Source organism: Paraburkholderia fungorum, assembly GCF_046026025.1.
GTDB classification, from domain to species: domain Bacteria; phylum Pseudomonadota; class Gammaproteobacteria; order Burkholderiales; family Burkholderiaceae; genus Paraburkholderia; species Paraburkholderia fungorum_E.
Genome location: NZ_JAQQFL010000001.1, coordinates 1 through 25,791, shown reverse-complemented (window position 1 = coordinate 25,791; position 25,791 = coordinate 1). Strand labels below are relative to the sequence as shown.

20 protein-coding genes are annotated in these 25,791 nt (G+C 62.0%); 2 read left to right on the top strand and 18 right to left on the bottom strand.

All coding sequences use genetic code 11. The annotated features are described in order from the left end of the window. Positions 1-188: 188 nt before the first annotated feature. The 16 genes from ftsZ to coq7 form a co-directional block, all read right to left on the bottom strand. Positions 189-1,385, bottom strand: coding sequence for a cell division protein FtsZ (gene ftsZ, locus PQR67_RS00100; RefSeq protein WP_408452812.1), 1,197 nt, complete (start codon positions 1,383-1,385; stop codon positions 189-191). 132 nt (positions 1,386-1,517) lie between these two features. After that, positions 1,518-2,750, bottom strand: a complete 1,233-nt coding sequence (gene ftsA, locus PQR67_RS00095; protein ID WP_007180311.1) for a cell division protein FtsA — start codon at positions 2,748-2,750, stop codon at positions 1,518-1,520. A gap of 27 nt (positions 2,751-2,777) precedes the next feature. After that, the gene (locus tag PQR67_RS00090; protein WP_408452809.1) at positions 2,778-3,530 is read right to left on the bottom strand and encodes a cell division protein FtsQ/DivIB; all 753 of its coding nucleotides are present in this window, start codon (positions 3,528-3,530) and stop codon (positions 2,778-2,780) included. A gap of 35 nt (positions 3,531-3,565) precedes the next feature. Beyond that, positions 3,566-4,507, bottom strand: a complete 942-nt coding sequence (locus tag PQR67_RS00085; protein WP_408452806.1) for a D-alanine--D-alanine ligase — start codon at positions 4,505-4,507, stop codon at positions 3,566-3,568. Position 4,508: 1 nt separating this feature from the next. Continuing rightward, positions 4,509-5,912: a UDP-N-acetylmuramate--L-alanine ligase gene (gene murC / locus PQR67_RS00080; protein ID WP_408452803.1), complete on the bottom strand. Its 1,404-nt coding sequence runs from the start codon at positions 5,910-5,912 to the stop codon at positions 4,509-4,511. Beyond that, positions 5,909-7,027, bottom strand: a complete 1,119-nt coding sequence (gene murG, locus PQR67_RS00075) for an undecaprenyldiphospho-muramoylpentapeptide beta-N-acetylglucosaminyltransferase (RefSeq protein ID WP_120347487.1) — start codon at positions 7,025-7,027, stop codon at positions 5,909-5,911. The genes murC and murG overlap by 4 nt, the downstream gene beginning before the upstream one ends. Further along, complete coding sequence (gene ftsW / locus PQR67_RS00070) at positions 7,024-8,313, bottom strand: putative lipid II flippase FtsW (RefSeq protein ID WP_408452800.1); 1,290 nt, start codon at positions 8,311-8,313, stop codon at positions 7,024-7,026. Before ftsW ends, murG begins: the two co-directional genes overlap by 4 nt. Beyond that, positions 8,310-9,824, bottom strand: coding sequence for a UDP-N-acetylmuramoyl-L-alanine--D-glutamate ligase (murD, locus tag PQR67_RS00065; protein WP_408452797.1), 1,515 nt, complete (start codon positions 9,822-9,824; stop codon positions 8,310-8,312). The genes ftsW and murD overlap by 4 nt, the downstream gene beginning before the upstream one ends. A 23-nt stretch (positions 9,825-9,847) precedes the next feature. After that, a complete protein-coding gene (gene mraY, locus PQR67_RS00060; protein WP_408452794.1) occupies positions 9,848-11,017 on the bottom strand; it encodes a phospho-N-acetylmuramoyl-pentapeptide-transferase in 1,170 nt (389 codons plus the stop codon). A 17-nt stretch (positions 11,018-11,034) separates the two neighbouring features. After that, a complete protein-coding gene (locus PQR67_RS00055; RefSeq protein WP_408452792.1) occupies positions 11,035-12,462 on the bottom strand; it encodes a UDP-N-acetylmuramoyl-tripeptide--D-alanyl-D-alanine ligase in 1,428 nt (475 codons plus the stop codon). Next, entirely contained in the window at positions 12,459-14,006 is a 1,548-nt protein-coding gene (locus PQR67_RS00050; RefSeq protein WP_408452789.1) for a UDP-N-acetylmuramoyl-L-alanyl-D-glutamate--2,6-diaminopimelate ligase, read from the bottom strand. The genes PQR67_RS00055 and PQR67_RS00050 overlap by 4 nt, the downstream gene beginning before the upstream one ends. Continuing rightward, positions 14,003-15,871 carry a peptidoglycan D,D-transpeptidase FtsI family protein gene (locus PQR67_RS00045; RefSeq protein ID WP_408452786.1) on the bottom strand — a complete coding sequence of 623 codons (1,869 nt, stop codon included), beginning with the start codon at positions 15,869-15,871 and terminating at the stop codon, positions 14,003-14,005. Before PQR67_RS00045 ends, PQR67_RS00050 begins: the two co-directional genes overlap by 4 nt. Beyond that, positions 15,868-16,218, bottom strand: coding sequence for a cell division protein FtsL (gene ftsL, locus PQR67_RS00040; protein WP_408452783.1), 351 nt, complete (start codon positions 16,216-16,218; stop codon positions 15,868-15,870). The genes PQR67_RS00045 and ftsL overlap by 4 nt, the downstream gene beginning before the upstream one ends. Further along, positions 16,215-17,168 carry a 16S rRNA (cytosine(1402)-N(4))-methyltransferase RsmH gene (rsmH, locus tag PQR67_RS00035; protein WP_408452780.1) on the bottom strand — a complete coding sequence of 318 codons (954 nt, stop codon included), beginning with the start codon at positions 17,166-17,168 and terminating at the stop codon, positions 16,215-16,217. The genes ftsL and rsmH overlap by 4 nt, the downstream gene beginning before the upstream one ends. Before the next feature lie 15 nt (positions 17,169-17,183). Beyond that, a complete protein-coding gene (mraZ, locus tag PQR67_RS00030) occupies positions 17,184-17,612 on the bottom strand; it encodes a division/cell wall cluster transcriptional repressor MraZ (RefSeq protein WP_006053203.1) in 429 nt (142 codons plus the stop codon). Positions 17,613-18,021: 409 nt separating this feature from the next. Further along, a complete protein-coding gene (gene coq7, locus PQR67_RS00025) occupies positions 18,022-18,654 on the bottom strand; it encodes a 2-polyprenyl-3-methyl-6-methoxy-1,4-benzoquinone monooxygenase (RefSeq protein ID WP_408452777.1) in 633 nt (210 codons plus the stop codon). 302 nt (positions 18,655-18,956) lie between these two features. On the opposite strand from coq7, the gene PQR67_RS00020 reads away from it, so the two are divergent. Continuing rightward, positions 18,957-20,147, top strand: coding sequence for a porin (locus PQR67_RS00020; RefSeq protein WP_408452774.1), 1,191 nt, complete (start codon positions 18,957-18,959; stop codon positions 20,145-20,147). A gap of 229 nt (positions 20,148-20,376) precedes the next feature. Here the strand turns inward: PQR67_RS00020 and PQR67_RS00015 are convergent, their stop codons facing one another. Both PQR67_RS00015 and PQR67_RS00010 read right to left on the bottom strand, forming a co-directional pair. Then, positions 20,377-22,050, bottom strand: coding sequence for a long-chain fatty acid--CoA ligase (locus PQR67_RS00015; protein ID WP_408452771.1), 1,674 nt, complete (start codon positions 22,048-22,050; stop codon positions 20,377-20,379). 147 nt (positions 22,051-22,197) lie between these two features. Then, entirely contained in the window at positions 22,198-24,276 is a 2,079-nt protein-coding gene (locus PQR67_RS00010; protein ID WP_408452769.1) for a molybdopterin-containing oxidoreductase family protein, read from the bottom strand. Positions 24,277-24,462: 186 nt separating this feature from the next. Here PQR67_RS00010 and PQR67_RS00005 point away from each other — a divergent pair, with 186 nt between their 5' ends. Continuing rightward, positions 24,463-25,659, top strand: coding sequence for a M20 aminoacylase family protein (locus tag PQR67_RS00005; RefSeq protein WP_408452766.1), 1,197 nt, complete (start codon positions 24,463-24,465; stop codon positions 25,657-25,659). The last annotated feature ends 132 nt before the right edge of the window (positions 25,660-25,791 follow it).

Sequence of the window (25,791 nt, the reverse complement as noted above, 5' to 3'; positions counted from 1 at the left end):
CGGGCGCCCAATACAGGCTCCGCCATCCGGCGACAGTTGCCCCATCCGCTTCGCGAATCCGAAGAGGGCACTTGTCCTTGCCGCGAATCAAACGATACGCGGCTGGTTCGCCGTTCACTCGCCACGCTCGCGCATTCGTCCGCCAGCGCTGCTAAAGACAGCGCGGCAACGAAAGCCTGCTCGCGCGCTCAGTCCGCCTGCTTGCGCAGGAATGCCGGAATGTCGTACGTATCGACGCCCTTTTCCTGCAGCGCCTGCACGTGCGAAGCCGCCGTATCGCGCGACGTGCGCCACACAGCCGGCGTGTCCAGCGCGCCGTAATCCGCCGTGCTTGCATGCGACGACGACGGCGTGTAGGCAGCGTGCCCGCTGATCGGCTGGTTGTCGGTGCCGGTGCGCAGCAGCGTCATCGGTGCCGATTGCTGCTTCTTCGCCGCACGGCCCAGACCCGTTGCCACGACCGTCACGCGCAGCGCGTCGCCCATTGCATCGTCGTACACCGCGCCGAAGATCACGGTTGCGTCTTCTGCAGCATAGCTCTTGATGGTGTTCATCACTTCGCGCGTTTCCGACAGACGCAGCGAACGGCTCGACGTGATGTTGACCAGCACGCCACGCGCGCCCGACAGATCCACCCCTTCCAGCAGCGGGCTAGCCACAGCCTGCTCGGCAGCCAGACGTGCGCGATCGACACCGGCAACCGTCGCCGTGCCCATCATCGCCTTGCCCTGCTCGCCCATCACCGTCTTCACGTCTTCGAAGTCGACGTTCACCAGACCGTCGACGTTGATGATTTCCGCGATGCCGGCAACTGCGTTGTTCAGAACGTCGTCTGCGCACTGGAAGCACTTGTCCATCTCAGCGTCATCGCCCATCACCTCGAACAGCTTGTCGTTCAGAACGACGATCAGCGAGTCGACGTGATCCTCCAGTTGCTGCGATCCCGCTTCTGCCACACGCATGCGCTTGCCGCCTTCGAATTCGAACGGCTTGCTGACCACGCCAACAGTCAAGATACCCATTTCCTTGGCGATCTGCGCGACCACCGGTGCTGCGCCCGTGCCCGTGCCACCACCCATGCCGGCGGTGATGAACACCATGTGCGCGCCGCGCAATGCGTCGGCGATGCGCTCACGTGCTTCTTCCGCCGCGGCGCGGCCCATTTCCGGCTTGGCGCCAGCGCCCAGACCCGTGTTGCCGAGCTGGATCACCGCGGATGCGCGCGAACGCGACAGAGCCTGCGCATCCGTGTTCATCACGATGAAGTCGACGCCTTGCACGCCTTTGTTGATCATGTGCTGAACGGCATTGCCGCCAGCGCCACCGACTCCGATCACCTTGATGATGGTGCCGTTCGTTTCGGTTTCCAGCATCTGGAATTCCATGTTGCCTCCGTCAAGATAAAAAATTTACAGCCACTCGGCCGTTATTCGGCAGGAGATCGGGCAACCTCCTGTCGCGCGCCAGCCGCCGGCACCAGCGCGTATTTCGAAACCTGTTTCTGAAAAGCGAATTCTTTAGAAGTTGCCGAGGAACCAGTCTTTCATTCGCGTGAAGACCTGCCCCATCGACCCCGACTGCACAGCGACCTTACGGCCGCGCATCCGTTGCGAGCGCCCTTCGACGAGCAGACCCATCGCCGTCGAATAACGCGGGTTACGCACGACATCAGCAAGACCGCCCGCGTATTCCGGCACGCCGATGCGCACCGGCTTCAGGAAAATGTCCTCACCGAGTTCGACCATGCCGAGCATCATCGACGCGCCGCCGGTCAGCACCACGCCGGAGCTCAGCAGTTCTTCGTAACCCGACTCGCGCACCACTTGCTGCACGAGCGAAAACAGTTCTTCGACGCGCGGCTCGACCACCGCCGCCAATGCCTGGCGCGACAGCGTGCGCGGTCCGCGTTCGCCGAGACCCGGCACTTCGATCATTTCGTCCGGATCGGCCAGGGCCTGCTTCGCAATGCCGTAGTCGACCTTGATGTCTTCCGCGTCCGGCGTCGGCGTGCGCAAGGCCATCGCGATGTCGCTCGTGATCTGGTCACCGGCAATCGGAATCACCGCCGTGTGGCGAATCGCGCCTTCGCTGAAAATCGCAATATCCGTCGTGCCGCCGCCGATATCGACCAGCACCACGCCGAGTTCCTTTTCGTCTTCCGTCAGGACCGCCAGCGACGACGCGAGCGGCTGCAGGATCAGATCGTTCACTTCGAGCCCGCAGCGGCGCACGCACTTCACAATGTTCTGCGCCGCGCTCACCGCCCCGGTGACGATATGCACCTTCACTTCCAGCCGGATGCCGCTCATGCCGATCGGCTCACGCACATCTTCCTGGCCGTCGATGATGAATTCCTGCGTCAGGATGTGCAGCACCTGCTGATCGGTCGGAATATTGATCGCCTTGGCTGTCTCGATCACGCGCGCCACATCGGTCTGCGTGACTTCCTTTTCCTTGATCGCCACCATGCCGCTCGAATTGAAGCTGCGGATATGGCTACCGGCGATCCCGGTAAATACGTTCGTGATCTTGCAGTCGGCCATCAACTCGGCTTCTTCAAGCGCGCGCTGAATAGACTGCACAGTGGCCTCGATGTTCACCACTACGCCCTTCTTGAGCCCCTTCGATTCGCTCTGGCCGAGGCCGATCACCTCGTAGTGGCCCTCGCCCTTCAATTCGGCGACGATAGCCACTACCTTCGACGTCCCAATGTCGAGGGCGACCAGCAGATCTTTATAGTCTTTACTCATAGCGTGCTCATTGCGTGTGATGTCCCTTTACTTCTTGCCCTTGTCGGGTTCGCTGATAAAGCGCATGCCAGCGGCACGAATCGCGAAACCGTTCGGATAGCGCAAGTCTGCATACTCAATATCCTTTCCCCAACGTTGCGTCACCGCGCTCCACGCCGCGGTCAGGCGGCGGCTTCGATCAAGCAGCGTGTCCTGATTGCGTTCGCGTCCAAGTTCCACTTGCATTCCGTTCGACAGCTTCACCGTCCACGCGTAACGCGGCGACAGCGTGACTTCTTCGGGCGTTGCTCCCAGCGGCGCAAACCACTTCTTGAAGTCGCTATAACGCGCGACGACTTCCTTGGCCGTTCCGTCCGGGCCGTCGAACGCGGGCAGCTCCTCTTCGAGCTCACCCTGGTTCGCGGTGAACAGATCGCCGTCCACGCTCACCAGCTGATCGCTACCCCACGTCCCAAGCGGTTTGTACTCTTCAAGCGTGACAGCTAATGCGTTCGGCCAAACCCGCCGCACACTCGCGTGACGCACCCATGGCATCTGCTCGAACGCTTGCCGCGCGACGTCGAGATCCACCGTAAAAAAGTTGCCTTTCAGGCGCCCTACTACGCCGGCGCGCACCGTCGGCGAATTGATGTGCTCGGTGTCGCCGTCGATCTGGATCTCGCGCAGCGCGAAATTCGGACGCTGGATCAGCCAGTAACCGCCGGCCGCCAGCAGCACGAGCACCAGCACCGCATGCAACGCGTTGGCGGCGAGATTGAGCTGGCGAACGTTGTTCCACATGGTGTTGCTTTCGGGTCGCCCCGGTTAGTCCTTGGTTAGTCCTTGAGCGTCAGCGCCAACACGCCGACCACCAGTTCCTGATAGCTGATGCCCACCGCGCGCGCCGCTTTCGGCGGCAGCGAGTGATCGGTCATCCCAGGCGCCGTGTTCACTTCCAGGAAGTACGGGTTGCCGTCGGCGTCGAGCATGAAATCGGCACGCCCCCAATCTGTGCAACCGAGTACGTCGAACGCGCGCCGCGCCAGCACTTTCAGACGTGCTTCTTCGTCAGCCACCAGACCGCACGGAATCAGGTACTGCGTGTCGTTGGCGATGTACTTCGCGTGGTAGTCGTAGAACTCGCCGGCCGGCACGATACGGATCACCGGCAGATCGAGGTCGCCGGCGATACAGGCGGTGTACTCGCCGCCACCTTCAATGCTCTTTTCGACCACGACAATCTTGTCGTACTTGACCGCTTCAAGCAGTGCTGCCGGCAACGCGTCGGCGCTTTTCACCTTGATCACCGCGACGCTCGACCCTTCGCTCGCCGGCTTCACGAACAGCGGCAAGCCGAGCTTCGCGACGATGTCTTTCGCGCGTGCTTCGTAGTCGTCGCCGCGCAGAACAGCCTCGAACGGCGGCGTCGGAATACCGAGTTGCTGCCACACGAGTTTGGTGCGGAATTTGTCCAGACCGAGCGCCGAGCCGAGCACGCCGCTACCCGTGTAGCGAATGCCGTAGAAGTCGAGTGCGCCCTGAATCTGGCCGTTTTCACCATAACCGCCGTGCAGCGCGTTGAACGCGCGCACGAAGCCTTCGTCCTTCAACGCGGCGAGCGGACGCTCAGCCGGATCGAACGGATGCGCGTCGATACCGGCGTCGCGCAGACCTTGCAGCACAAGGCGGCCGGAATTGAGCGACACCTCGCGCTCGGCGGAGTCCCCACCGAGCAGCACTGCCACTTTGCCGAATTGTTTAGGATCGATGCTACTCATCTCACACCTTCGTTTCTTGCGCCAGGCGACCCGGCACACCGCCGATCGAACCCGCGCCCATCGTGATCACCACATCGCCGTCGCGCACTACTGCTGAAAGCGCGTCCGGCACTTCGTCCACCGACTCGACAAACACCGGTTCGACCTTGCCCGCCACGCGCAGCGCGCGCGCCAGAGCGCGGCCGTCCGCGGCGACGATCGGCGCTTCACCAGCCGAATAGACTTCGGTCAGCACGAGTGCGTCGACGGTCGACAACACCTTCACAAAATCTTCGAAGCAATCGCGTGTGCGCGTGAAGCGGTGCGGCTGGAATGCCAGCACCAGACGCCGCCCCGGAAACGCACCGCGCGCCGCCGCCACCGTAGCCGCCATTTCGACGGGGTGATGACCGTAGTCGTCGACCAGCGTGTACGCGCCGGCGGCTTTCCCCTCCGACACGACCGGCACTTCGCCGTAACGCTGGAAGCGTCGGCCCACGCCGTTGAAATCCGCCAGCGCTCGCTGGATATCGGCATCTTTCACTTCAAGTTCAGTCGCAATCGCGATGGCGGCCAATGCGTTCTGCACGTTGTGCTCGCCCGGCAGGTTCAAAACGATGTCGATCGGCGCCGCGTCTTCGCGCATTGCCGTGAAATGCATCTTGCCGCCACGTGCTTCGACGTTGACCGCGCGGATCTGAGCATCCGGTGCAAAGCCGTAGCGGATGATCGGCTTCGACACGAACGGCAGGATTTCCTTCACGTTCGGATCGTCGACGCACAGCACCGCAATCCCATAGAACGGCAAACGATGCGTGAATTCGATGAACGCCTGCTTCAGGCGCGCGAAATCGTGCCCGTAGGTGTCCATGTGATCGGCGTCGATGTTCGTGATGACCTCGATCACCGGAAACAGATTCAGGAACGACGCATCCGACTCGTCCGCCTCGGCAACGATAAAGTCGCCCGTCCCCAGTCGCGCATTCGCGCCCGCGCTGATCAGGCGACCGCCGATGACGAACGTCGGATCGAGGCCGCCCGCTGCCAGCACGCTTGCCACCAGCGAGGTGGTCGTGGTTTTGCCGTGCGTGCCGGCAATCGCGATGCCCTGCTTCAGGCGCATCAGTTCCGCGAGCATCACGGCGCGCGGCACGATCGGGATGCGGCGATGACGCGCGGCCAGCACTTCCGGATTGTCGCTGCGCACCGCCGTGGAAACGACCACGGCGTTCGCGCCTTCGATGTTCTCTGCCGCGTGACCGATCGCGATCCGCGCGCCGAGTGCGGCGAGGCGATCGGTGACTGCGTTGCTCGTCAGATCCGAGCCGCTCACCTGATAGCCGAGATTGACCAGCACCTCCGCGATGCCGCTCATGCCGACACCGCCGATGCCGACAAAGTGAATGTGTTTGACGATGTGTTTCATTGCTTTCCTTCTGGGCTCGCGCCCGAAATCGAACCCGCCACAGTCGCGCAAATCTTCGCGACCTGTTCCGTGGCGTCGGGTTTCGCGAGCGAGCGCGAACGCTCCGCCATCTCCGCGAGGGTCTCTCGCGTCTGGCTGCGCAACCAGTCGGCGAGTTGCTGTGCCGACAGATCGCGTTGCTGCACGACCAGCGCCGCGCCGTTGTCGGCGAGGAACGCTGCATTAGTGGTTTGGTGATCGTCTACTGCAAACGGGAACGGTACGAAGAACGCCGCCACCCCAACTGCTGCAATCTCCGACACGGTCATCGCGCCCGAACGGCAGATCACCAGATCCGCGTTCGCGTACGCGCTCGTCATGTCGTCGATGAACGGCACGAGTTCTACATCGGCGCCTGCTTGCAGGCCCGCCGCCGCGTAATTCTCACGCAGCGCTTCAATATGCTTTGCGCCCGCCTGATGCACGATGCGCGGACGCTCATTCGGCGCCAGCAGCGCAACCGCGCGCGGCACTACTTCGTTCAATGCCGCCGCGCCCAGACTGCCGCCCACCACGAGCACATTCAGCGGACCGCTGCGCGCTGCGTAGCGTGCTTTGGGTGCAATTGCGCGCGCAAGTTCCGCTCGAATCGGGTTTCCGGTCCATTCGCCGTGCGGCAGCGCATTCGGAAACGCAACCAGCACGCGTTTGGCGACTTTTGCGAGCACCTTGTTGGCGAGGCCCGCAATCGAATTCTGTTCATGCAGCACCAGCGGACGGCCGCTCATCGCGGTCATCAAACCCGCCGGGAATGTGATGTAGCCGCCCATGCCAAGCACGACATCGGGCTTCACGCGGCGCAACACGCTCAGACTTTGCGAGCAGGCGCGCAGCAGATTGAGCGGCAACATCAGCTTGGTCTTCAGACCTTTGCCACGCAGTCCACCGAAACGCACGTATTCCATCGGAATGCCGTGTTTCGGCACCAGCGTCGCTTCCATGCCGGCGGGATTGCCGAGCCATACGACCTTCCAGCCCCACGCCTGCATCAGGTGCGCGACCGCGAGCCCCGGGAACACATGTCCCCCGGTGCCACCGGCCATCACCATCAGCGTGCGTTGCGGGAGAGCGGTCATACTTTGCCCCCGCGCATCAATACTCTGTTCTCGTAATCCACACGCATCAGCACGGCTATCGCGACGCAATTCAGCACGATGCCCGAGCCGCCATAGCTCACGAGCGGCAACGTGAGGCCCTTGGTCGGCAACAGGCCGAGGTTCACGCCCATGTTGATAAAGGTCTGCGCGCCGAACCAGATGCCGATGCCCTTCGCCACCAGCCCGGCAAAGGTGCGGTCGAGTGCCAGTGCCTGACGGCCGATCTCGAACGAGCGACGCACGATCCAGTAGAACATCAGGATCACGACAAGCACGCCGACAAAACCGAGTTCCTCGCCGATCACCGCGAGGATGAAGTCGGTGTGCGCTTCCGGCAGATAGTTGAGTTTCTCGACACTGCCGCCCAAGCCCACGCCAAACCATTCGCCGCGCCCGAACGCGATCAGCGAGTGCGTCAATTGATAAGCCTTGCCCTGCGCGTAACGGTCGTCCCACGGATCGAGGTAGGCGAAGATCCGCTCACGGCGCCACGGCGACGCCCACACCAGCAAGCTGAACGTGCCGACCGCGGTAGCCACCAGGCCACCGAACAGTTTGCCGTTCACGCCGCCGAGGAACAGCACGCCCATCGCGATCGCGGCGATCACCATGAACGCGCCCATATCCGGCTCGAGAAGCAGCAACGCGCCGACGAGGCCCACCGCCACCGCCATCGGCAGAAAGCCCTTGGCGAAGCTGTGCATGTATTCCTGCTTGCGCACGGTGTAGTTGGCCGCGTAAATCGTTACGGCGAGCTTCATGATTTCCGACGGCTGCATGTTCGTGATGCCGAGCGGAATCCAGCGGCGCGCGCCGTTCACGCCCTTGCCGACGTGCGGGATCAGCACGATCACCAGCGCGAGCAGCGACAGCAGGAAGAGCTTTGGCGCGTATTTATCCCACGTCGAAATCGGGATGCGGAACGACACGACGCCAATCACCGAGCCCATCACCACGAAAATGAGCTGGCGCACGAGGAATGCGTAGTCGCGGTACGACGCGTACTTCGGCGAATCGGGCATCGCGATCGACGCCGAATACACCATCACGACGCCGAGCCCCAGCAACGCGACGACCACCCACAGCAGCGAGTGATCGTAGTCGAGCATCCGCGAGCGCAGCGGACGCACGCCGTTCACGGCGCTCGCGAGACCACTGCCGCCCGAGCGGCCGGAGGCGCGACCCGTGCTACCCGCGCCACTCGTATCACCATTGCCGGCACGTGAGCCGGCCAGGCGCGAACCGAAGCGTTCCGACCAGCTCATATCATCGTCCCCCGTTCAGCCGCGATGTCTTCCACCGTGCCGCGGAACACTGCCGCGCGATGTGCGTATCCCTTGAACATGTCGAAGCTTGCGCAGGCAGGCGACAGCAGTACGGCATCGCCTGGCTGCGCCAACGCGGTGGCGGCCCGCGTCGCTTCTTCGAGCGTCGCGTGGTCGGTCATTGCAATGCCGGTGTCTTCCAGCGCGGCACGAATCTGCGGGGCGTCGCGGCCAATCAGCATCACGGCGCGGCACCACCGCATCACGGGTGCGGCGAGCGGTTCGAAATCCTGGCCCTTGCCATCGCCGCCCGCGATCAGCACCGCGCGTTGCGCGAGACCGTCGAGCGCGGCAACCGTCGCGCCGACGTTGGTGCCCTTGCTGTCGTCGACGTAATCGACACCTTCAATCGACGCAATCAATTCCACGCGATGCGGCTCGCCACGGTATTCGCGCAGGCCGTGCAGCAGCGGCGCGCCCGGCAAACCGATCGCACGTGCCAACGCGTACGCGGCCAGCGCGTTCGCGGCGTTGTGCAAACCACGGATCCGCAATGCGTCCGCCGGCATCAGGCGTTTAAGCGCGATGTTCTTCGGCGCCGCCACTTCGTTCTTGCGACGGCGTGTCGGTGCAGGTTCATCACTGGCGTCGCGATCGTGTGCTTCGACGAGCCAGATCATGCCGTTGTCGCGCAGCAGACCATAGTCGCCGTCGTTCTTCGGCTCGGTCACGCCGAACGTGATCATCGCGGCGTCGCCGTCGGCCAAAGGCGCCAGCGCCATCACGCGCGAGTCGTCGCGGTTCAGCACGCGCACGGTTTGGGGTCCGAAAATACGGCCCTTCGCAGCGGCATACGCATCGAGACCACCGTGCCAATCCAGGTGATCCTGCGTGATGTTCAGTACGACCGCTGCATCCGGGGAAAACGTATGGGCGGTTTCCAGCTGGAAGCTCGACAGTTCCAGCACCCAGACGTCGGGCAACGCGGTGTTGTCGATCGCTTCGCTGAGTTTGTCCAGCGCGGCCGGGCTAATGTTGCCCGCCACCGCGACCTTCTTGCCGGCGCGTTCGCACAGCAGCCCAGTGAGGCTCGTCGTGGTGGTCTTGCCGTTGGTGCCGGTGATCGCGATCACCTTGGGCGCATAACCGCTTTCGCCAAGCGTTTTCAATGCCTGTGCGAAGAATTCGAGTTCGCCCCATACGGGGATGTCCTGCTCACGCGCTGCCGAGATCAGCGGCAGCAAATCGGCGGCAAGCGGCGACAAACCCGGGCTGATCGCCACGAGTTCGACGCCTTCGAGCAACGAGAGAGAAAACGGACCGCCGACGAATTCCGCATCGACGCTATGCGCTTGCATCGCGGACAGGTTCGGCGGTACTTCACGCGTATCGGCCACACGCAGCCGACAGCCGTGCCGCGCGCACCAGCGCGCCATCGCGAGACCGGATTCACCGAGTCCCAGCACGAGCACCATCGGCTTTTGCCGATCCCGAAACTTCTCGCCAAACATCGCCTGCTTCCCCTAAATACGACTTAACGCAACTTGAGCGTGGACAAACCGAACAGACACAGCATCAGCGTGATGATCCAGAAACGCACGACCACCTGCGTTTCCTTCCAGCCCGACAATTCAAAATGGTGATGCAGCGGCGCCATCTTGAAGAGGCGCCGCCCTTCGCCATAGCGGCGCTTGGTGAATTTGAACCATGTCACCTGCAACATCACGGAAAGCGTCTCCGCGACGAAAATGCCGCCCATGATGAAGAGCACGATTTCCTGACGCACGATCACCGCGACCGTGCCGAGCGCGCCGCCGAGCGCCAGTGCGCCGACGTCGCCCATGAACATCTGTGCCGGATGCGTGTTGAACCAGAGGAACGCGAGCCCTGCCCCGCCCATTGCCGAACAGAAGATCAGCAATTCGCCTGCGCCGGCAATATGCGGGAACAGCAGGTATTTCGAATAGACCGAGCTACCCATCACATAGGCGAACACGCCGAGCGATGCGCCGACCAGCACGACGGGCATGATGACAAGGCCGTCGAGACCGTCGGTGAGATTCACCGCGTTACTCGCGCCGACGATCACCAGATAGGTCAGCACGATGAAGCCCCACACGCCGAGCGGATAGCTGATCGATTTGACGAACGGCAGCATCAGATCGGCGCGCGCCGGCAAGCCCATCGACAAGCCGCTGCGCACCCACGCCATGAACAGGTCGAACACACGCACGTTGCTCGCTTCGGACACGCTGAAGGCGAGATACACCGCCGCGAACAGACCGATCACCGACTGCCAGAAATACTTTTCGCGCGACGACATTCCGCGCGGGTCCTTGTAGACCACCTTGCGGTAATCGTCGACCCAGCCGATCACGCCGAAACCGAACGTCACCAGCATCACGATCCAGATGAAACGGTTGGTCAGATCGGCCCACAACAACGTGGACACCGCAATGCCAAGCAGAATCAGTACGCCACCCATGGTCGGCGTACCGGATTTGACGAGGTGGCTTTGCGGACCGTCTTTACGAACGGCCTGACCGACCTTCATCGCGGTCAGCTTACGGATCACCGCCGGGCCACAGACGAGCCCGATCAGCAGCGCGGTGATGGTGGCCATCACCGCACGGAATGTCAGATAACTGAACACGCGCAAGAAGCTTGCGTCATTCTGCAGCCATTGCGCCAGCGCCAGTAGCATGCTTCGGTCCTTCTATTTCAATGTGCAGCGGGCGTATTGCCCGTTGCGTTGGGTTGTGGACTCGTTACGGCGTCCACCACGCGTTCCATTTGCATGAAGCGCGAGCCTTTTACGAGAAGCGTTGCAGCGGGGCCAAAACCGGCTTGCTGCAATTGCGCGACCAGCGTGCCGATATCGGCCACGTGATGCGCGCCCGTGCCATACGCGCTGCAGGCGTCGCGCGAGGCGTCGCCCATGGCGTAAAGCGCGTCGATACCGCGTTCCTTTGCGTAGGCACCGATTTCGCGGTGAAACGCCGGGCCGTTGTCACCGACTTCGCCCATGTCGCCCATTACCAGCACGCGCGGCGATTCACGCGACGCGAGCACGTCGATCGCCGCGCGCATCGAATCGGGATTCGCGTTGTAGGTGTCGTCGATCACGGTTGCGCCGGCGAGTGCGCCGAGCGCCGCGCGCTTCACCTGCAAACGGCCTTTCACGGCGCCGAACGATTCGAGGCCGCGCTTGATCGCGTCGAGCGGCACGCCTGCGGCGAGCGCTGCCGAGGTCGCGGCCAACGCGTTGTGCGCGTTGTGGTCGCCCAGCACCTGCAACGCGACGCCGACGTGGCCTTCCGGCGTGTCGATGCTCAGAACGTTGCCCGTGAAGGTGCCCGTTACCGCGGCTTCCGTTACCCGCCCGGCGTTATTCAAAGCGAAGTCGATGATGCGGTTGCCGGTTGCCGCGACGCGCCAGATGCTCGCGTAGGGATCGTCGGCGGGGAACACGGCGACGCCTTCCGGCGTCAGCGCGTGAATCACGCTGGCATGCTCGAGCGCGACGGCCTCGACCGTCGCCATGAATTCCTGATGCTCGCGCTGTGCGTTGTTCACTACCGCGACCGTCGGCTCCGCAATTTTCGCGAGCAACGAGGTCTCACCCGGATGATTCATGCCGAGTTCGACCACCGCCAGTTGATGTGCGGCGTGCAGACGAAACAGTGTCAGCGGCAAACCGATATCGTTGTTGAAATTGCCGGCGGTCGCGAGGCGTGCGTCGGCGCCGACCGCAGCAGCGAAGATCGACGCGATCATTTCCTTGACCGTCGTCTTGCCATTGCTGCCCGTCACGGCGACGAGCGGCATGCTGAACCTGCGCCGCCAGCCGCGTGCAAGTGCGCCGAGCGCGACGCGCGTATCGGCCACACGCAACCCAGGCACATGCCAGTTGTCAGGCGTGCGCGTCAGAAGCGCTGCCGTCACGTTGCGCGACGCGACTTCCGGGAGGAAATCGTGCGCGTCGAAACGCTCACCCCTGATCGCGACGAACAGGTCGCCCGGACCGGCACTACGGCTATCGGTCGACACGCGTTCGAAGCTCACGCTATCGTCGCCCAGCACGGTTGCGCCGGGAATCAACGCGGCGGCTTCACGCAGCGAGAACATCGCGGCACCTTGCCGGGTCATTCGCCACCTCCGCGTGCGTGCGTTGCCCGTGCGGCGAGCGCAAGGCGAGCATGATCCTGATCGGAGAAAATGCGTTTCTTACCCATGATTTCCTGTGTTGCTTCGTGCCCCTTGCCGGCCAGCACGATGACGTCTTCGCGCGCGGCGCCGCGGATCGCTTGCAGGATCGCGCTTGCACGGTCCTCGATGCGACGGGCCTTCGCGGCGTCTTTCAAGCCCGCGGCGATCTGCTCGATGATCGATTGCGGATCTTCGCTGCGCGGGTTGTCGCTGGTCACGACAAGGCCGTCGGCGAGTCGCTCGGCGATCGCGCCCATCAGCGGACGCTTCGTTGCGTCACGGTCGCCGCCACAGCCGAACATGCAGATCAGTTCGCCACCGCGCGCGGCGGCCATTGGACGCAGCGCTTCCAGGGTCTTTTCCAACGCATCCGGCGTGTGCGCGTAATCGATCACGACGAGCGGCTCGTCGTTCTGCAAGCGGCCGCCGAGACGTTGCATGCGGCCATTGACGGGCTCAAGCTTCGCCAGTTCGGTAAGCGCGGCGTCGAAAGGCACGTCGGCGGCAAGCAACGCGCCGAGTACACCGAGCAGATTGCTGACATTGAATGCGCCGAGCGTTTGGACTTCGACTTCGGCATTGCCCCAATCTGACGTGATGAGATGAAACGCGGTGCCAGTCGCGGTTGCACGCACATTCGAGGCGAGCAGCAACGCGTCGGCTTGCGGCGCGTCCTTGAGCGCTTCGTTGAGACCGTAAGCGATCGTGCGGGCATGGCCCTTGGTGTTCGCGAGCAGGCGGCGGCCGGCGGCATCGTCACGGTTGATCACCGCAGCGCGCAATTCCGGCCAGGCGAATAGTCGCGCCTTGGCTGCTTCGTAGGCTTCGAACGTGCCGTGATAGTCGAGGTGGTCTTGCGTCAGATTCGTGAACACGGCGATGTCGAATGCCGTGCCGTTCACCCGGCCTTGATGCAACGCGTGCGACGAGACCTCCATCGCCACCGCTTCAGCACCGGCCTCGCGCAACTGCGCAAGACTGCGTTGCAGTTGCGGCGCGTCAGGCGTCGTGAAGCCAGTGTGCACGAGTTGTCCCGGCAGACCGGTGCCGAGCGTGCCAATGATCGCGCAACGCTTGCCGAGCGCGGTGAGCGCAGCGGAAATCCATTGGCTGCACGAAGTCTTGCCGTTGGTGCCGGTGACGCCGACCGTCAGCATGCTGTCGCTCGGATCGTTGTACCAGGCGCTCGCAATCGAACCGGCAAGCTCGTTCAGCGCCGACACGCCCAGCGTGGTGGACGGATCGATCGCGCCGCTAAAGCCCTCAGGCTGAACCAGCACGGCAGCGGCTCCGCGCTCGATCGCGCTGTCGATGAACGGGCGATTGTCCGCACCGTCGACCGCATAGGCGAAAAACGCGTCGCCTGCGGCGACCGTGCGCGTGTCGGCGTGCAGATGCGCGCCTGGCTGCACGCGCGCGTGCAGCCAGTTGAGTGCGTCGGCGATCTGCCGGTGCGCTGGATGCTTCTTGCGCAGCGCGCTCATCGCACGACTCCGGGGTGGGTTTTCGCATTGGCGGCGATCGTCATCTTCTTCGCGCCGCTGCTGGTGACCAGTTTCTTGACCGTGGCCGGCGAAGGCGGTGCACCCGGTGCAACCGGCGCCGAGTCGTCCGACACGACCATCTGCTTGACCGGCATATCTGGCGGCACATTCAGCGAGCGCAGCGTATCGCCGACGATCGTCGAGAACACCGGACCGGACACCTGACCGCCGAAGTGACTGCCCGCCGTCGGTTCGTCGACCGACACGGCGACGACGATGCGCGGATTCGGCATTGGCGCCATGCCGACGAACGAGGCGCGATACTTGGAGTGGTCGTAACCGTGAGCGCCGTGCTTGTACGCGGTACCGCTCTTGCCGCCGACGCGATAGCCCGGCACGGCCGCATCCGGCGACGTGCCGCCCGGCGCGACCACGGTTTCGAGCATCGCACGCACTTCGCGAGCGGTGGTGGGCGCGAAAATCTGCGGCCCCGTGGCCGGCTGATCGCCGCCAGGCGTGTGGAAAATCGACACCGGCATGATCTGGCCGTCATGCGCGATCGCGGTATATGCACGTCCCAACTGGAACAGCGACACCGACAGGCCGTAGCCGTACGACATGGTCGCCTGTTCGATGCGGCGCCAGCTCTTCCACGGACGCAGGCGGCCCGCCGCCGCGCCCGGGAAGCCGACCTTCGGCGCCTGGCCGAGACCGATGCTGGTATACATATTCCACATCTCTTCGGGCTTGAGCTGCATGGCGATCTTGGTCGCGCCGATGTTGCTCGACTTCTGGATCACGCCGCCCACCGTCAGCACGCCGAACGCGCTGTCGTCGGTAATCGGCGCGCCATCGAGTACGAAACGGCCGCCGCCTGTATCAACCAGTGTAGTCGGCGTCACGCGGTGCAGATCGAGTGCCAGCGAGATCGTGAACGGCTTCATGATCGAGCCTGGCTCGAAGGTGTCCGTCAGGATGCGGTTGCGCAGTTGATCGCCAGTCAGGTGCGAACGGTCGTTCGGGTTGTACGTAGGGTAATTGACGAGCGCCAGCACTTCGCCGGTCCGCACGTCGATCACCATCGCCGCGCCGGCCTTCGCCTTGAATTTCTCGACAGCCGCTTTCAGGTTCGTATAAGCGATGTACTGGATCTTGCTGTCGATCGAAAGATCGACGTCCTGGCCGTTATGCGGCACGACCTGTTCGTCCACGTCCTCGATGATGTGGCCCATGCGGTCTTTAATCACACGGCGGCTGCCCGACATGCCGGCCAGCATCTTCTGATCGCCAAGTTCGACGCCTTCCTGGCCTTCGTCTTCCACATTGGTGAAGCCGATCAGGTGAGCCGTGATCTCACCTTCCGGATAGAAGCGCTTGTACTCGTCGCGCGCGTAAATGCCGGGGATGTCCAGCGCGGTAACTTTCGCGGCGACGTCGACCGGCACCTGGCGCTTCACGTAGACGAAGTTCTTGTCCTCCGACAGCTTGGCGCGCAACTCCTTGTTCGTCATGTCGAGCAGCTTGCCGAGCTGGTTCAGCTTGTCGGCGCCGAGGTCATCCGGTACCGAATCGGGAATCGCCCAGATCGCGCGCACCGGCAGACTCGTGGCGAGCACGAGGCCGTTGCGGTCGAGAATCTTGCCGCGCGTGGCCGGCAGCTCGAGCCGACGCTGATAGCGGATCTCGCCCTGCTTCTGATAGAAAGCGTTGCCGGGCCCCTGGATCCAGAAGGCGCGCGCGGTCAGCGCGACAAACGCCAGGAATAGCATGAACACGACGAGTTTCGAGCGCCACATGGGCAGGCGCACCGACAGGATCGGGTTCGCCGAAAAGGCAACGCTTTTGCGAGTCGACGATTTTTTCATCGCACGCCTCCGCGACGGCTCGCGACCGGCGCCGAGGCCGGCCCGGAAGTTGGAATCGGCGCGTCTTCAGCCTTGGCCGCGCCCGGGTCGAGCGTCAGGTACTGGGTGCGTCCAGTCGTAACCGATTGCATCTTCAGGGAATCAGTGGCGATCTGCTCGATGCGCGACGTCTTCGACAAGGCGCTCTGCTGATATTGAAGCTGTGAATAATCCTGCTGCAACTGGCGCTCCTGCGATTGCGCGCGCTGCAGCTGGATAAAGATCTGACGCTGCTGATTGGTTGCATTGACGACCGACAAAGCGCAGCCCATCACGATCATCAGCAGGAAGATATTGAGGCGATTCATGGTGCGATCCGCTCCGCCACACGCATCACGGCAGAACGGGCGCGCGGGTTCGCGGCGACTTCAGCGTCGCTGGCGAACACACGGCCAATGATTTTGAGCGGAGGGCTCGGCAGATCGACGGCACGGATCGGCAGACGGCGGTCCACAGCAGGCGTACTGGCGTGCGCCTGCATGAATCGCTTGACGATCCGGTCCTCGAGCGAATGAAAGCTGATGACCACCAGCCGCCCCCCTTGCTCCAACAGCGACAACGCTGCTTCTAAAACGACTTGCAGCTCCGCAAGCTCTTGATTGATGTGAATCCGTATAGCTTGAAAGGTGCGGGTTGCCGGATCCTTGCCCTTCTCACGGGTCTTGACGACGTTAGCCACGATTTGGGCAAGCTCGCCCGTGCTGACGAGAGGCCCAAGACGGTCGGACTCTGCCCGGCGAGCAACAAGCGCCTTTGCAATCTGAAAAGCAAACCGTTCTTCCCCATAATCTCGTATCACCTCCGTCAGTTCCTGCACCGTGGCCCGCGCCAGCCAGTCAGCCGCGGACTCGCCGCGCGTCGGGTCCATCCGCATGTCGAGCGGGCCGTCGGCGCGGAAACTGAAACCCCGCTCCGGGTCGTCGACTTGCGGCGACGAGACGCCCAGATCCAGCAAAACGCCCGACACCCGCCCTACTCCGCGCTCTGCAATCGCCTCGCGCAGTGAAGCAAAACTCTCATGCACGATGCCAAAGCGCGGATCGGCAATCTGCTGTGCCGTGGCGATGGCGAGCGGGTCTTTGTCGAACGCAATCAGACGCCCCGACTCGCCCAGCTTCTCCAGCACCAACCGGCTATGCCCGCCGCGCCCGAACGTACCGTCCACATAAACGCCGTCCGCGCGCGTGACCAGCGCTTCGACCGCCTCTTCCAGCAGCACCGTGCGATGCTGCAATTCGTTTCTCATCGCAGGTGCCATATATGTAATCCGCGATCAGAACGTGAAATTCTTTAACGCTTCGGGCATGCCCTCGGCGATCGCTGCCTGTTCCTTTGCTGCGTAAATTTGTGCGTCCCACAATTCAAAGTGACGACCCATGCCGAGCAAGGTCACTTCTTTCTCGAGCGAACCGGCCGCGCGCAATTCGGGCGACACCAGCACACGGCCCGCGCCGTCCATATCGACGTCCATGGCATTACCGAGAAAAATGCGCTTCCACCAGGCCGCGTTCATAGGCAGCTTGTCGACCTTGTCGCGGAAGATCTCCCATTCCGGGCGCGGAAAGAGCAACAGGCAGCCGTCCGGGTGCTTGGTGATCGTCACCCGGCCCTCTGCCTGTGTTTGCAGCGCATCCCGATAGCGAGAGGGAATCGACATCCGCCCTTTCGCATCGAGCGTCAGCGCCGACGCCCCTTGGAACACTTCGCTCTCCCATTGCGGCGTTTTTGCGCCGGCTGTCCGATTCGTGAAAATCTACCCGAAACCGCCCGTGAGATCACACAAAAATACACTTTCTCACACTGTCTCCCACTTTAGAGGAACGCTAAACAGGGGTCAAGGGAGATACGCGCTTTTCGAGCGAATTTTGTTTGTTAGAACAAGGACTTAGCGCGACTCTTTCATGTCAGACATAAAACGGAAAACCGTTATAAATGAATGAGCTAGTGAAACTTGTGAAGGTGATACGTGAAAAGTGCGAGGGAAAGGCGCGGAATGTAAGAGATCGTGAAGCGGGATTTGGAGGTGTTTGCTGGCGTTCCGGGTAATTCGGGCGGACGGCGCGCGAGGCGCCGTCCCACTGTCAGACGATGCGTGAGCAGAAGTCTCGAACTTAGATGTAGTAGGCGGTGCGTGTCATGACTTTCGACACCGCACGCATCAGTGCCCGCGCGGGGAACGGCAACTCGATGCCGCCGGCGTCCATAGCGGACTTGCCATGCTCGACCTCGTCCACACGCATCTGTTCGACGATCGCGCGCGACTCGCGGTCGGTCACGGGCAATTGCTCCAGATGGCTATCCAGATGCTGTTCGACCTGGCGTTCGGTTTCCGCCATGAAGCCGAGACTCACCCGGTCGCCCAGGCGGCCTGCTACGAGGCCGATTGCCAATGCGCCGGTGTACCAGATTGGGTTCAGCAGGCTTGGACGCGAATCGAGCGCCTCGAGGCGTTTGGCGGTCCACGCCAGATGGTCCTCTTCCTCTATGGCAGCGTGATTAAACACGGCCCGCAAGGACGGCGATCGGGTAGCGAGTTTCTGCGCCTGGTAAAGCGCCTGGGCGCACACCTCACCGACGTGGTTCACACGCATCAAGCCGGCCGCGTGCGCGCGCTCCGCCGGGGAAAGCTCGACCGGCTCCGCCGTCGATTCTTGCGGAACTGGCAACGGACGACTCATCCGCGACACGCCAGTCATTGAGCGTAAACCCCGATCAAACTCGCTAATCAACTCGTCCAGAAACATTCAGCACTCCCTGATTCGACAACCGCCCCGCCGCGCTGACGGGTCCGCGCGACAAGGCTTTGCGGGGCAAAACCGGCTTCGCGAAGACCTTGAATCCAAACGATTCAGACGGCCAATCTCCGATTTTAGACCATGTTGCGTAAACGAAACAGGACCCGTCCTGGCCCTCTCCTTTTTCTTTGTGCCATGTATGCCTTTTGTTACATTACGTGCAACTTCTCGCGAAGTTGGACAAGCAAGGCCTCAACGCTAGACAAATATTCGCCTTGTACAAAAGATTCGTAATCCTTGGAGATCATTCGATGAAAAAGTCGCTTCTCGCTCTCGCAGCACTGGGCGCATTCGCAGGCGTCGCACATGCTCAGAGCAGCGTGACCCTGTACGGCATCATTGACGAAGGCTTCAACGTCACCACCAACGTCAAGACGCCGTCTGGTGCTGGCGCTCACCAATACAACCTGTCCAGCGGCGTCATGCAAGGCTCGCGTTTCGGCCTGCGCGGCACGGAAGATCTGGGCGGCGGTCTGAAGGCAATCTTCGTGTTGGAAAACGGTTTTGACGTGAACACCGGCAAGCTGGGTCAAGGCGGCCTGATGTTCGGTCGTCAAGCTTACGTCGGCCTGTCGAGCCAGTTCGGTACGGTCACGCTGGGTCGTCAGTACGACTCCGTGGTTGACTACGTTGGCCCGCTGGAAGCCGGCGATCAGTGGGGCGGCTACATCGCTGCTCACCCGGGCGACATCGACAACTTCAACAACGCGTACCGCACCAACAACACGGTCAAGTACACGAGCATCAACTACAACGGCCTGACGTTCGGCGGCACGTACAGCGTCGGCGGCATCGCCGGCAACGTCACGTCGAACCAGATCTGGTCGTTGGGCGCTGGCTACAACAACGGTCCGTTGGTCTTGGGCGTCGGCTACTTGAACGCACGCACCCCGGCAGCATCGGGCGGCCTGTTCAACAACAGCGGCACGGCTTCGACGGCGATCGGCGCAGTCTCATCGCCGGTCTATGGTGCCTACACGTCGGCTAACACGTACCAAGTGATCGGTGCGGGTGGTGCATACACGTTCGGCGCAGCAACGGTTGGCCTGACGTACTCGAACATCAAGTTCGGAAACCTGGGTACGACGTTCGCCCAGCCGAGCGTCAAGGGTCAATCGGCTACGTTTAACAACGCTGAACTCAACTTCAAGTATCAGTTGACCCCGGCATTGCTGATCGGCGCTGCATACGACTACACGCGCGGCGCAAGCATCCAGGGTGCATCGACTGCCCAGTACCACCAAGGTGCAGTTGGCGTGGACTACTTCCTGTCCAAGCGTACGGACGTTTATGTGATTGGTGTGTACCAACACGCTCTGGGCCAAGTGCTGAATGCATCGGGCACGGGTACGACCGAAGCAACGGCAGGCATCAACGGCCTGACGGGTTCGTCGAACCAGAACCAAGTCACGGCTCGCGTCGGCATCCGCCACAAGTTCTAATAAGTCGTAATAAAGCAGTCTGCCTCAAAGGCGCCTTCGGGCGCCTTTTTTTATGGCCGCGCCGCGCGTTGTTCTAGCTGGTTTTTGCATGGAGCACGCTGACTCAAAGAGGAAGGCCCGGCAGATTTTCATCTGTCGGGCCTTTCTCTTTCTTACTTTCATCGAGTTACTTCGTGCCGGCTCTATCTAGGCCGATGGGCGCCATACGCGCTTATTGCACTAACTGCGACTAAGCCCGGCCGTCGCGCAACTCGCGACGCAGAATCTTACCGACATTGCTCTTAGGCAGCTCAGTCCGGAATTCGACAATCTTCGGCCGTTTGTAGCCGGTCAACTGCGTTTTGCAGTAAGCGAAGATATCCGCATCAGTAAGGGCCTGGTCCTTCTTCACGATGAACAACTTCACCGCTTCGCCTGAATGCTGATCCGGCACGCCAACCGCCGCGACTTCGAATACGCCTGGCATCTTGGCGACAACGTCTTCGATTTCGTTCGGATAGACATTGAAGCCGGAGACCAGAATCATGTCCTTCTTCCGGTCGACGATCTTGACGAAGCCATTTTCGTTCATCAAGCCGACATCGCCCGACTTAAAGAAGCCATCCGGCGTCATCACCTTGGCCGTTTCGTCCGGGCGGTTCCAGTAGCCCGCCATCACCTGCGGGCCACGGATACATATTTCTCCTGGCTGGCCTAGCGGCACCTCATTGCCTTCGTCGTCGCGAATCGAGATTTCCGTCGACGGCAGCGGCAAACCGATCGTGCCGCTGTATTCCGTAACGGTAACCGGATTGCAGGTGACGCATGGCGACGTCTCCGACAGACCGTAGCCCTCGATGATCGGCGTATGCGTTAGCTCGAACCAGCGCTTGGCGACAGCTTCCTGTACTGCCATACCGCCGCCATTGGCTGCGATCAGCTTCGAAAAATCGAGCTTATGGAAGTCCGGGCTGTTGAGCATTGCGTTGTACAGCGTGTTGACGGCGGGAATCGTGGTAATCGGATAGCCTTCCAGCGCCTTGATCATGCCCGGGATATCACGCGGATTCGGGATCAGCACGCCGAGGCCGCCGGTACGGATCGTCAGCAGTCCGCAAACCGTCAGCGCGAAGACGTGATAAAGCGGCAACGCAACCACGGTGATGAACTGATCGATATCCGTGCGATTGGCGCGGACCGGATCGAGCCAGATTTCCGATTGCAGCACATTGGCGATCAGGTTGCGATGCAGGAGCGTCGCACCCTTGGCGACGCCGGTCGTGCCACCCGTGTACTGTAGAAATGCGACGTCGTCCGGACCTTGCTGGACAGTCTTGAAATCCTCGCGGCCACCCTCGGCGATCGCGGTGTTGAATTTGACATGACCGGGGAGATTCCACGCCGGCACCATCTTCTTTACCCGGCGCACAACGAAGTTCACGAGCGTGCCCTTCACACCCATCAGATCGCCCATTGCGGCGACGACGATGTGCTTGATCGACGTATTGCGCACGATCGCCTGGAGCGTCACGGCGAAGTTTTCGAGCAGAATGATCGCTTCCGCGCCGCTGTCCTTGAGCTGATGCTCGAGCTCCCGTGGGGTGTAGAGCGGATTCACATTCACCACCACGTAGCCCGCGCGCAAGATCGCTGCGATCGCTACAGGATATTGCAGCACGTTCGGCATCATGATCGCGACGCGTGAACCGCGGGCAAGGCCCTTCGACTGAAACCACGCGGCCAGCTTGCGCGAGAGCGCGTCGAGCTCGCCGTAGCTGATTTCCTTACCCATGCACACGAACGCCGGTTTGGCGCGGTGCTCGCGAAAAGCTTCTTCGAGCAGTTCGGCGACGGACGAATAGCGAGTCGGGTCAATCTCTGCGGGAACGCCGGGTGGATAAGATTTCAGCCAGATTTTGTCCATGCAGCGTCTCCTCCTTTATTTTCGAATGGTCGTGCTAAAAACGCATCGTAGCATGGGCATCCCTGTGCTATTCGCGAAAAGCGGCTGGGTTAGACTGCAGCCTCGAACCCATTGCGGGCCGCAGCTGTTTGATTTCTGAGCATGTTTTCAGGCGCGTTCAACTTCGACGAGACAGTCGTAGAACGTGGCCGATCCGCCCAGATCGGTGAGCGCCTGGCTAGTGACCTGATTGGCGTTGCAGCCGTCGGGCGCGAGCTTCTTCCACCAGATCGACAAGCCGACGACGAGCCCTTCACGCGTCTTCTCGGTGACACGGGCGCGCGCCTGCATCGCGCCGCGATCGTTGAAGATGCGTACCTGATCACCGTCCTCGATGCCGCGCTGCTGCGCGTCGGCCGGGTGGATGTCCAGGTGTGGCTCACCTTCCGTCGAACGCAGGCTTTCGATGTTCACGAAGGTGCTGTTCAGGAAATTGCGGGCAGGCGGCGAGATCATCGCAAGCGGATAACGGGCAGCAAGCGCAGGCGCACCGTCCGCGGATTCATAAGGCGGCAAATAGTCCGGCAGCGGATCAAGCCCTTGCTGCGCGAGACGCTCGCTGAAGAATTCGCATTTGCCCGACGGCGTGCGAAAACCGCCCTCCGCGAATGGCGCGTCAGGCAGGTTGAGCGCTGCCCAGCCGGTTTTCTTTAGCGACTCCCAGCTGACGCCTTCGAGCGTTTTGTCTTCCCAACGGAACGCCGACTGCGCGATAGCGTCGTCGCTCTCGTAAAGCGCCGGCTCCTGCAGGTCCATGTGCCGCGCCAGGCCGCGAAAGATCTCCGTGTTCGGGCGTGCATCGCCGACCGGCGCGATCGCGGGCAAGTTAACCATCACGTGCGTGTGCCCGTACGACTTGTGCACGTCGAGGTGCTCGAGTTGTGTCGTGGCAGGGAGAAGCAGATCGGCGTAGTCCGCGGTGTCGGTCTGAAAATGCTCGAGCACGATCGTGAACAGGTCTTCGCGAGCAAAACCGGCGGCAACTCGTTCCGAGTCCGGCGCGACTGCCACCGGATTCGAGTTATAGACGACGATCGCTTCGACTTTCGGGCCGAACGTCGCGTCGCCCGGGTGCAGCAATGCGTCGCCGATGGCGTTCATATTGATCACGCGCGATGTCTTGGCGGGCCAGTCCGGCATCAGATCCGGGCGCTGCAACGAGTGCGAATCCACCGGCGCCCATCCACCCGATGACAACAGGACACCGCCCGCCCGCTCCCGCCACGCTCCTGTCAGCGAGGGCAAACAGGCGATTGCGCGCACGGCGTTGCCGCCGCCACGCACTCGCTGCAGACCATAGTTCATCCGGATCGCGGCCTTCCTCGTGCTGCCGTAAAGGCGCGCAAGATCGACGATCACTTGCTCGTCCACACCGCAAATCTGTGCGGCACGCGAGGGCGGATAGCTGAGCGCGCGCGACTTGAGTTCGTCAAAACCGAGCGTATGAGCCGCGATGTAGGCCTGATCGAGCAGATTTTCCGTGATCAATACGTTGATCATGCCAAGCGCCAAAGCACCGTCGGTTCCGGGCTTCAGTGCAATGTGCTGATGGCATTTTTCCGCCGTCAGTGACCGGTACGGGTCGATCGCGATCAGCCGTGCTCCGCGACGCTTGGCTTCCTGGGCGCGCGTCCAGAAATGCAGGTTCGAAGCGATGGGGTTCGAGCCCCAGATCAGGATGACCTCGCTCTCGGCGAAAAACTCGGTAAGCATGCCGAGGCTGGCGCCGTAGGTGTACTTCAGCCCCGCCGCACCAGCAGCAGCGCAAATCGTGCGGTCCAGCTGGGATGCCCCGAGTTTGTGAAAGAACCGCTGCGCAATGCTGTCCCCCTGAACCAGGCCCATCGTGCCAGCATAGCTGTACGGCACGATGGCTTCGGGCGTTCGGTTCGCGATTTCCGACAAGCGCCCAGCGGCCAACTCGAACGCCTCATCCCAACTGATCGGCTCAAAACGGCCTTCGCCTTTCCGACCGACCCGCTTCATTGGCGTCGTCAACCGATGCGGATGGTGCACCCGCTCGGCATAGCGGCTGACTTTGGTGCACAACGCGCCTTGAGTCGGAGGATGATCGGGATCGCCGACGACTTTGACCGCCCGTCCGTCTTCGACGACCACCCGCATCGCACAGGTGTCAGGGCAATCGTGCGGGCACACCGCGCGGGCGAATTCAGTCGGAGCATTCATCGGCGGTCCGTCCAGGAGAGCGGTAATCGGTAAGCGGTAAGACGCCTCCGGATTTTATTACGTCCACTGCCCGTTGACCCGCCCAGTGCCGCCAAAAATGCCTTCGGCGTAGAATCAGGTACCAACGTGCCCGGGCGGTATAGCCCCGAGCGACTCCACGCAAAGCAAAGCACAAGCGCACCAATCATGAAACTGATCCCAGAAATCCAGGCCGCCCACGGCGAAATCCAGACCCTCCGACGAGCGATCCATGCACACCCCGAGCTTCGTTACGAAGAAACAGCAACCGCGGATCTGGTTGCCAAGGCACTTGAGTCCTGGGGCATCGAAACTCATCGCGGATTGGGTAAGACAGGCGTAGTCGGCATCCTGAAACGCGGCAACGGATCGCGTTCGATTGGACTGCGCGCGGACATGGATGCGCTGCCGATCCAGGAGCTCAATACCTTCGGCCATCGCTCCCAGAACGACGGCAAAATGCACGCGTGCGGCCATGACGGTCATACTGCGATGCTGCTCGGCGCGGCGCGGCATCTGGTCAAGCACGGTGATTTTGATGGCACGATCGTATTTATCTTTCAACCGGCGGAAGAAGGTGGTGCCGGCGCACAGGCAATGATCGACGACGGTCTGTTCACGAAATTTCCGGTTGACGCAGTTTTCGGAATCCACAACTGGCCGGGCATGCCGGCGGGCCACTTCGGTGTGACCGAAGGCCCGATCATGGCGTCCAGCAACGAGTTTCGTATTGAAATAAAGGGTGTGGGTTCGCACGCGGCGCTGCCGCACAACGGGCGTGACCCGGTTTTCACGGCGGTGCAGATCGCGAACGGGCTGCAGGGCATCATCACGCGAAACAAGAAGCCGCTCGATACCGCCGTACTGTCGATCACTCAGATCCACGCCGGTGACGCTCTCAACGTCGTCCCCGACGATGCGTGGATCGCAGGCACCGTGCGGACTTTTACCACCGAAACGCTCGATCTGATCGAAGCACGCATGCGCAAGATCGCGGAGAGCACGGCCGAGGCCTACGATTGTTCGGTCAACGTCCACTTTCATCGCAACTATCCGCCGACCATCAACAGTAGCGAAGAGACCCGCTTCGCGGCGACGGTCATGAAGGAAATTGTTGGCGAGGAAAACGTCGACGATGCGGTCGAACCGACAATGGGCGCTGAGGATTTTTCGTTCATGCTGCTGGCAAAGCCGGGCTGTTACGCGTTTCTCGGCAATGGCGACGGTGGGCACCGGGACTCAGGACATGGCGCCGGACCGTGCATGCTGCATAACGCGAGCTATGACTTTAACGACGACCTATTGCCGATCGGCTCGACGTACTGGGTTCGGCTGGCGCAACGATTCTTGGCACGGGAAAAATAAGGCGCTTGGATGGGTCTGACCGACGGGCTATACGTCGGTCTCCCGCTGCACCTTCGCGTGTGTCGATGCGCGGCGCGCTACTGACGCGTCAGCCACCGGCCGCGCGTACCTTGAGCTGACGGGTTACGCGAA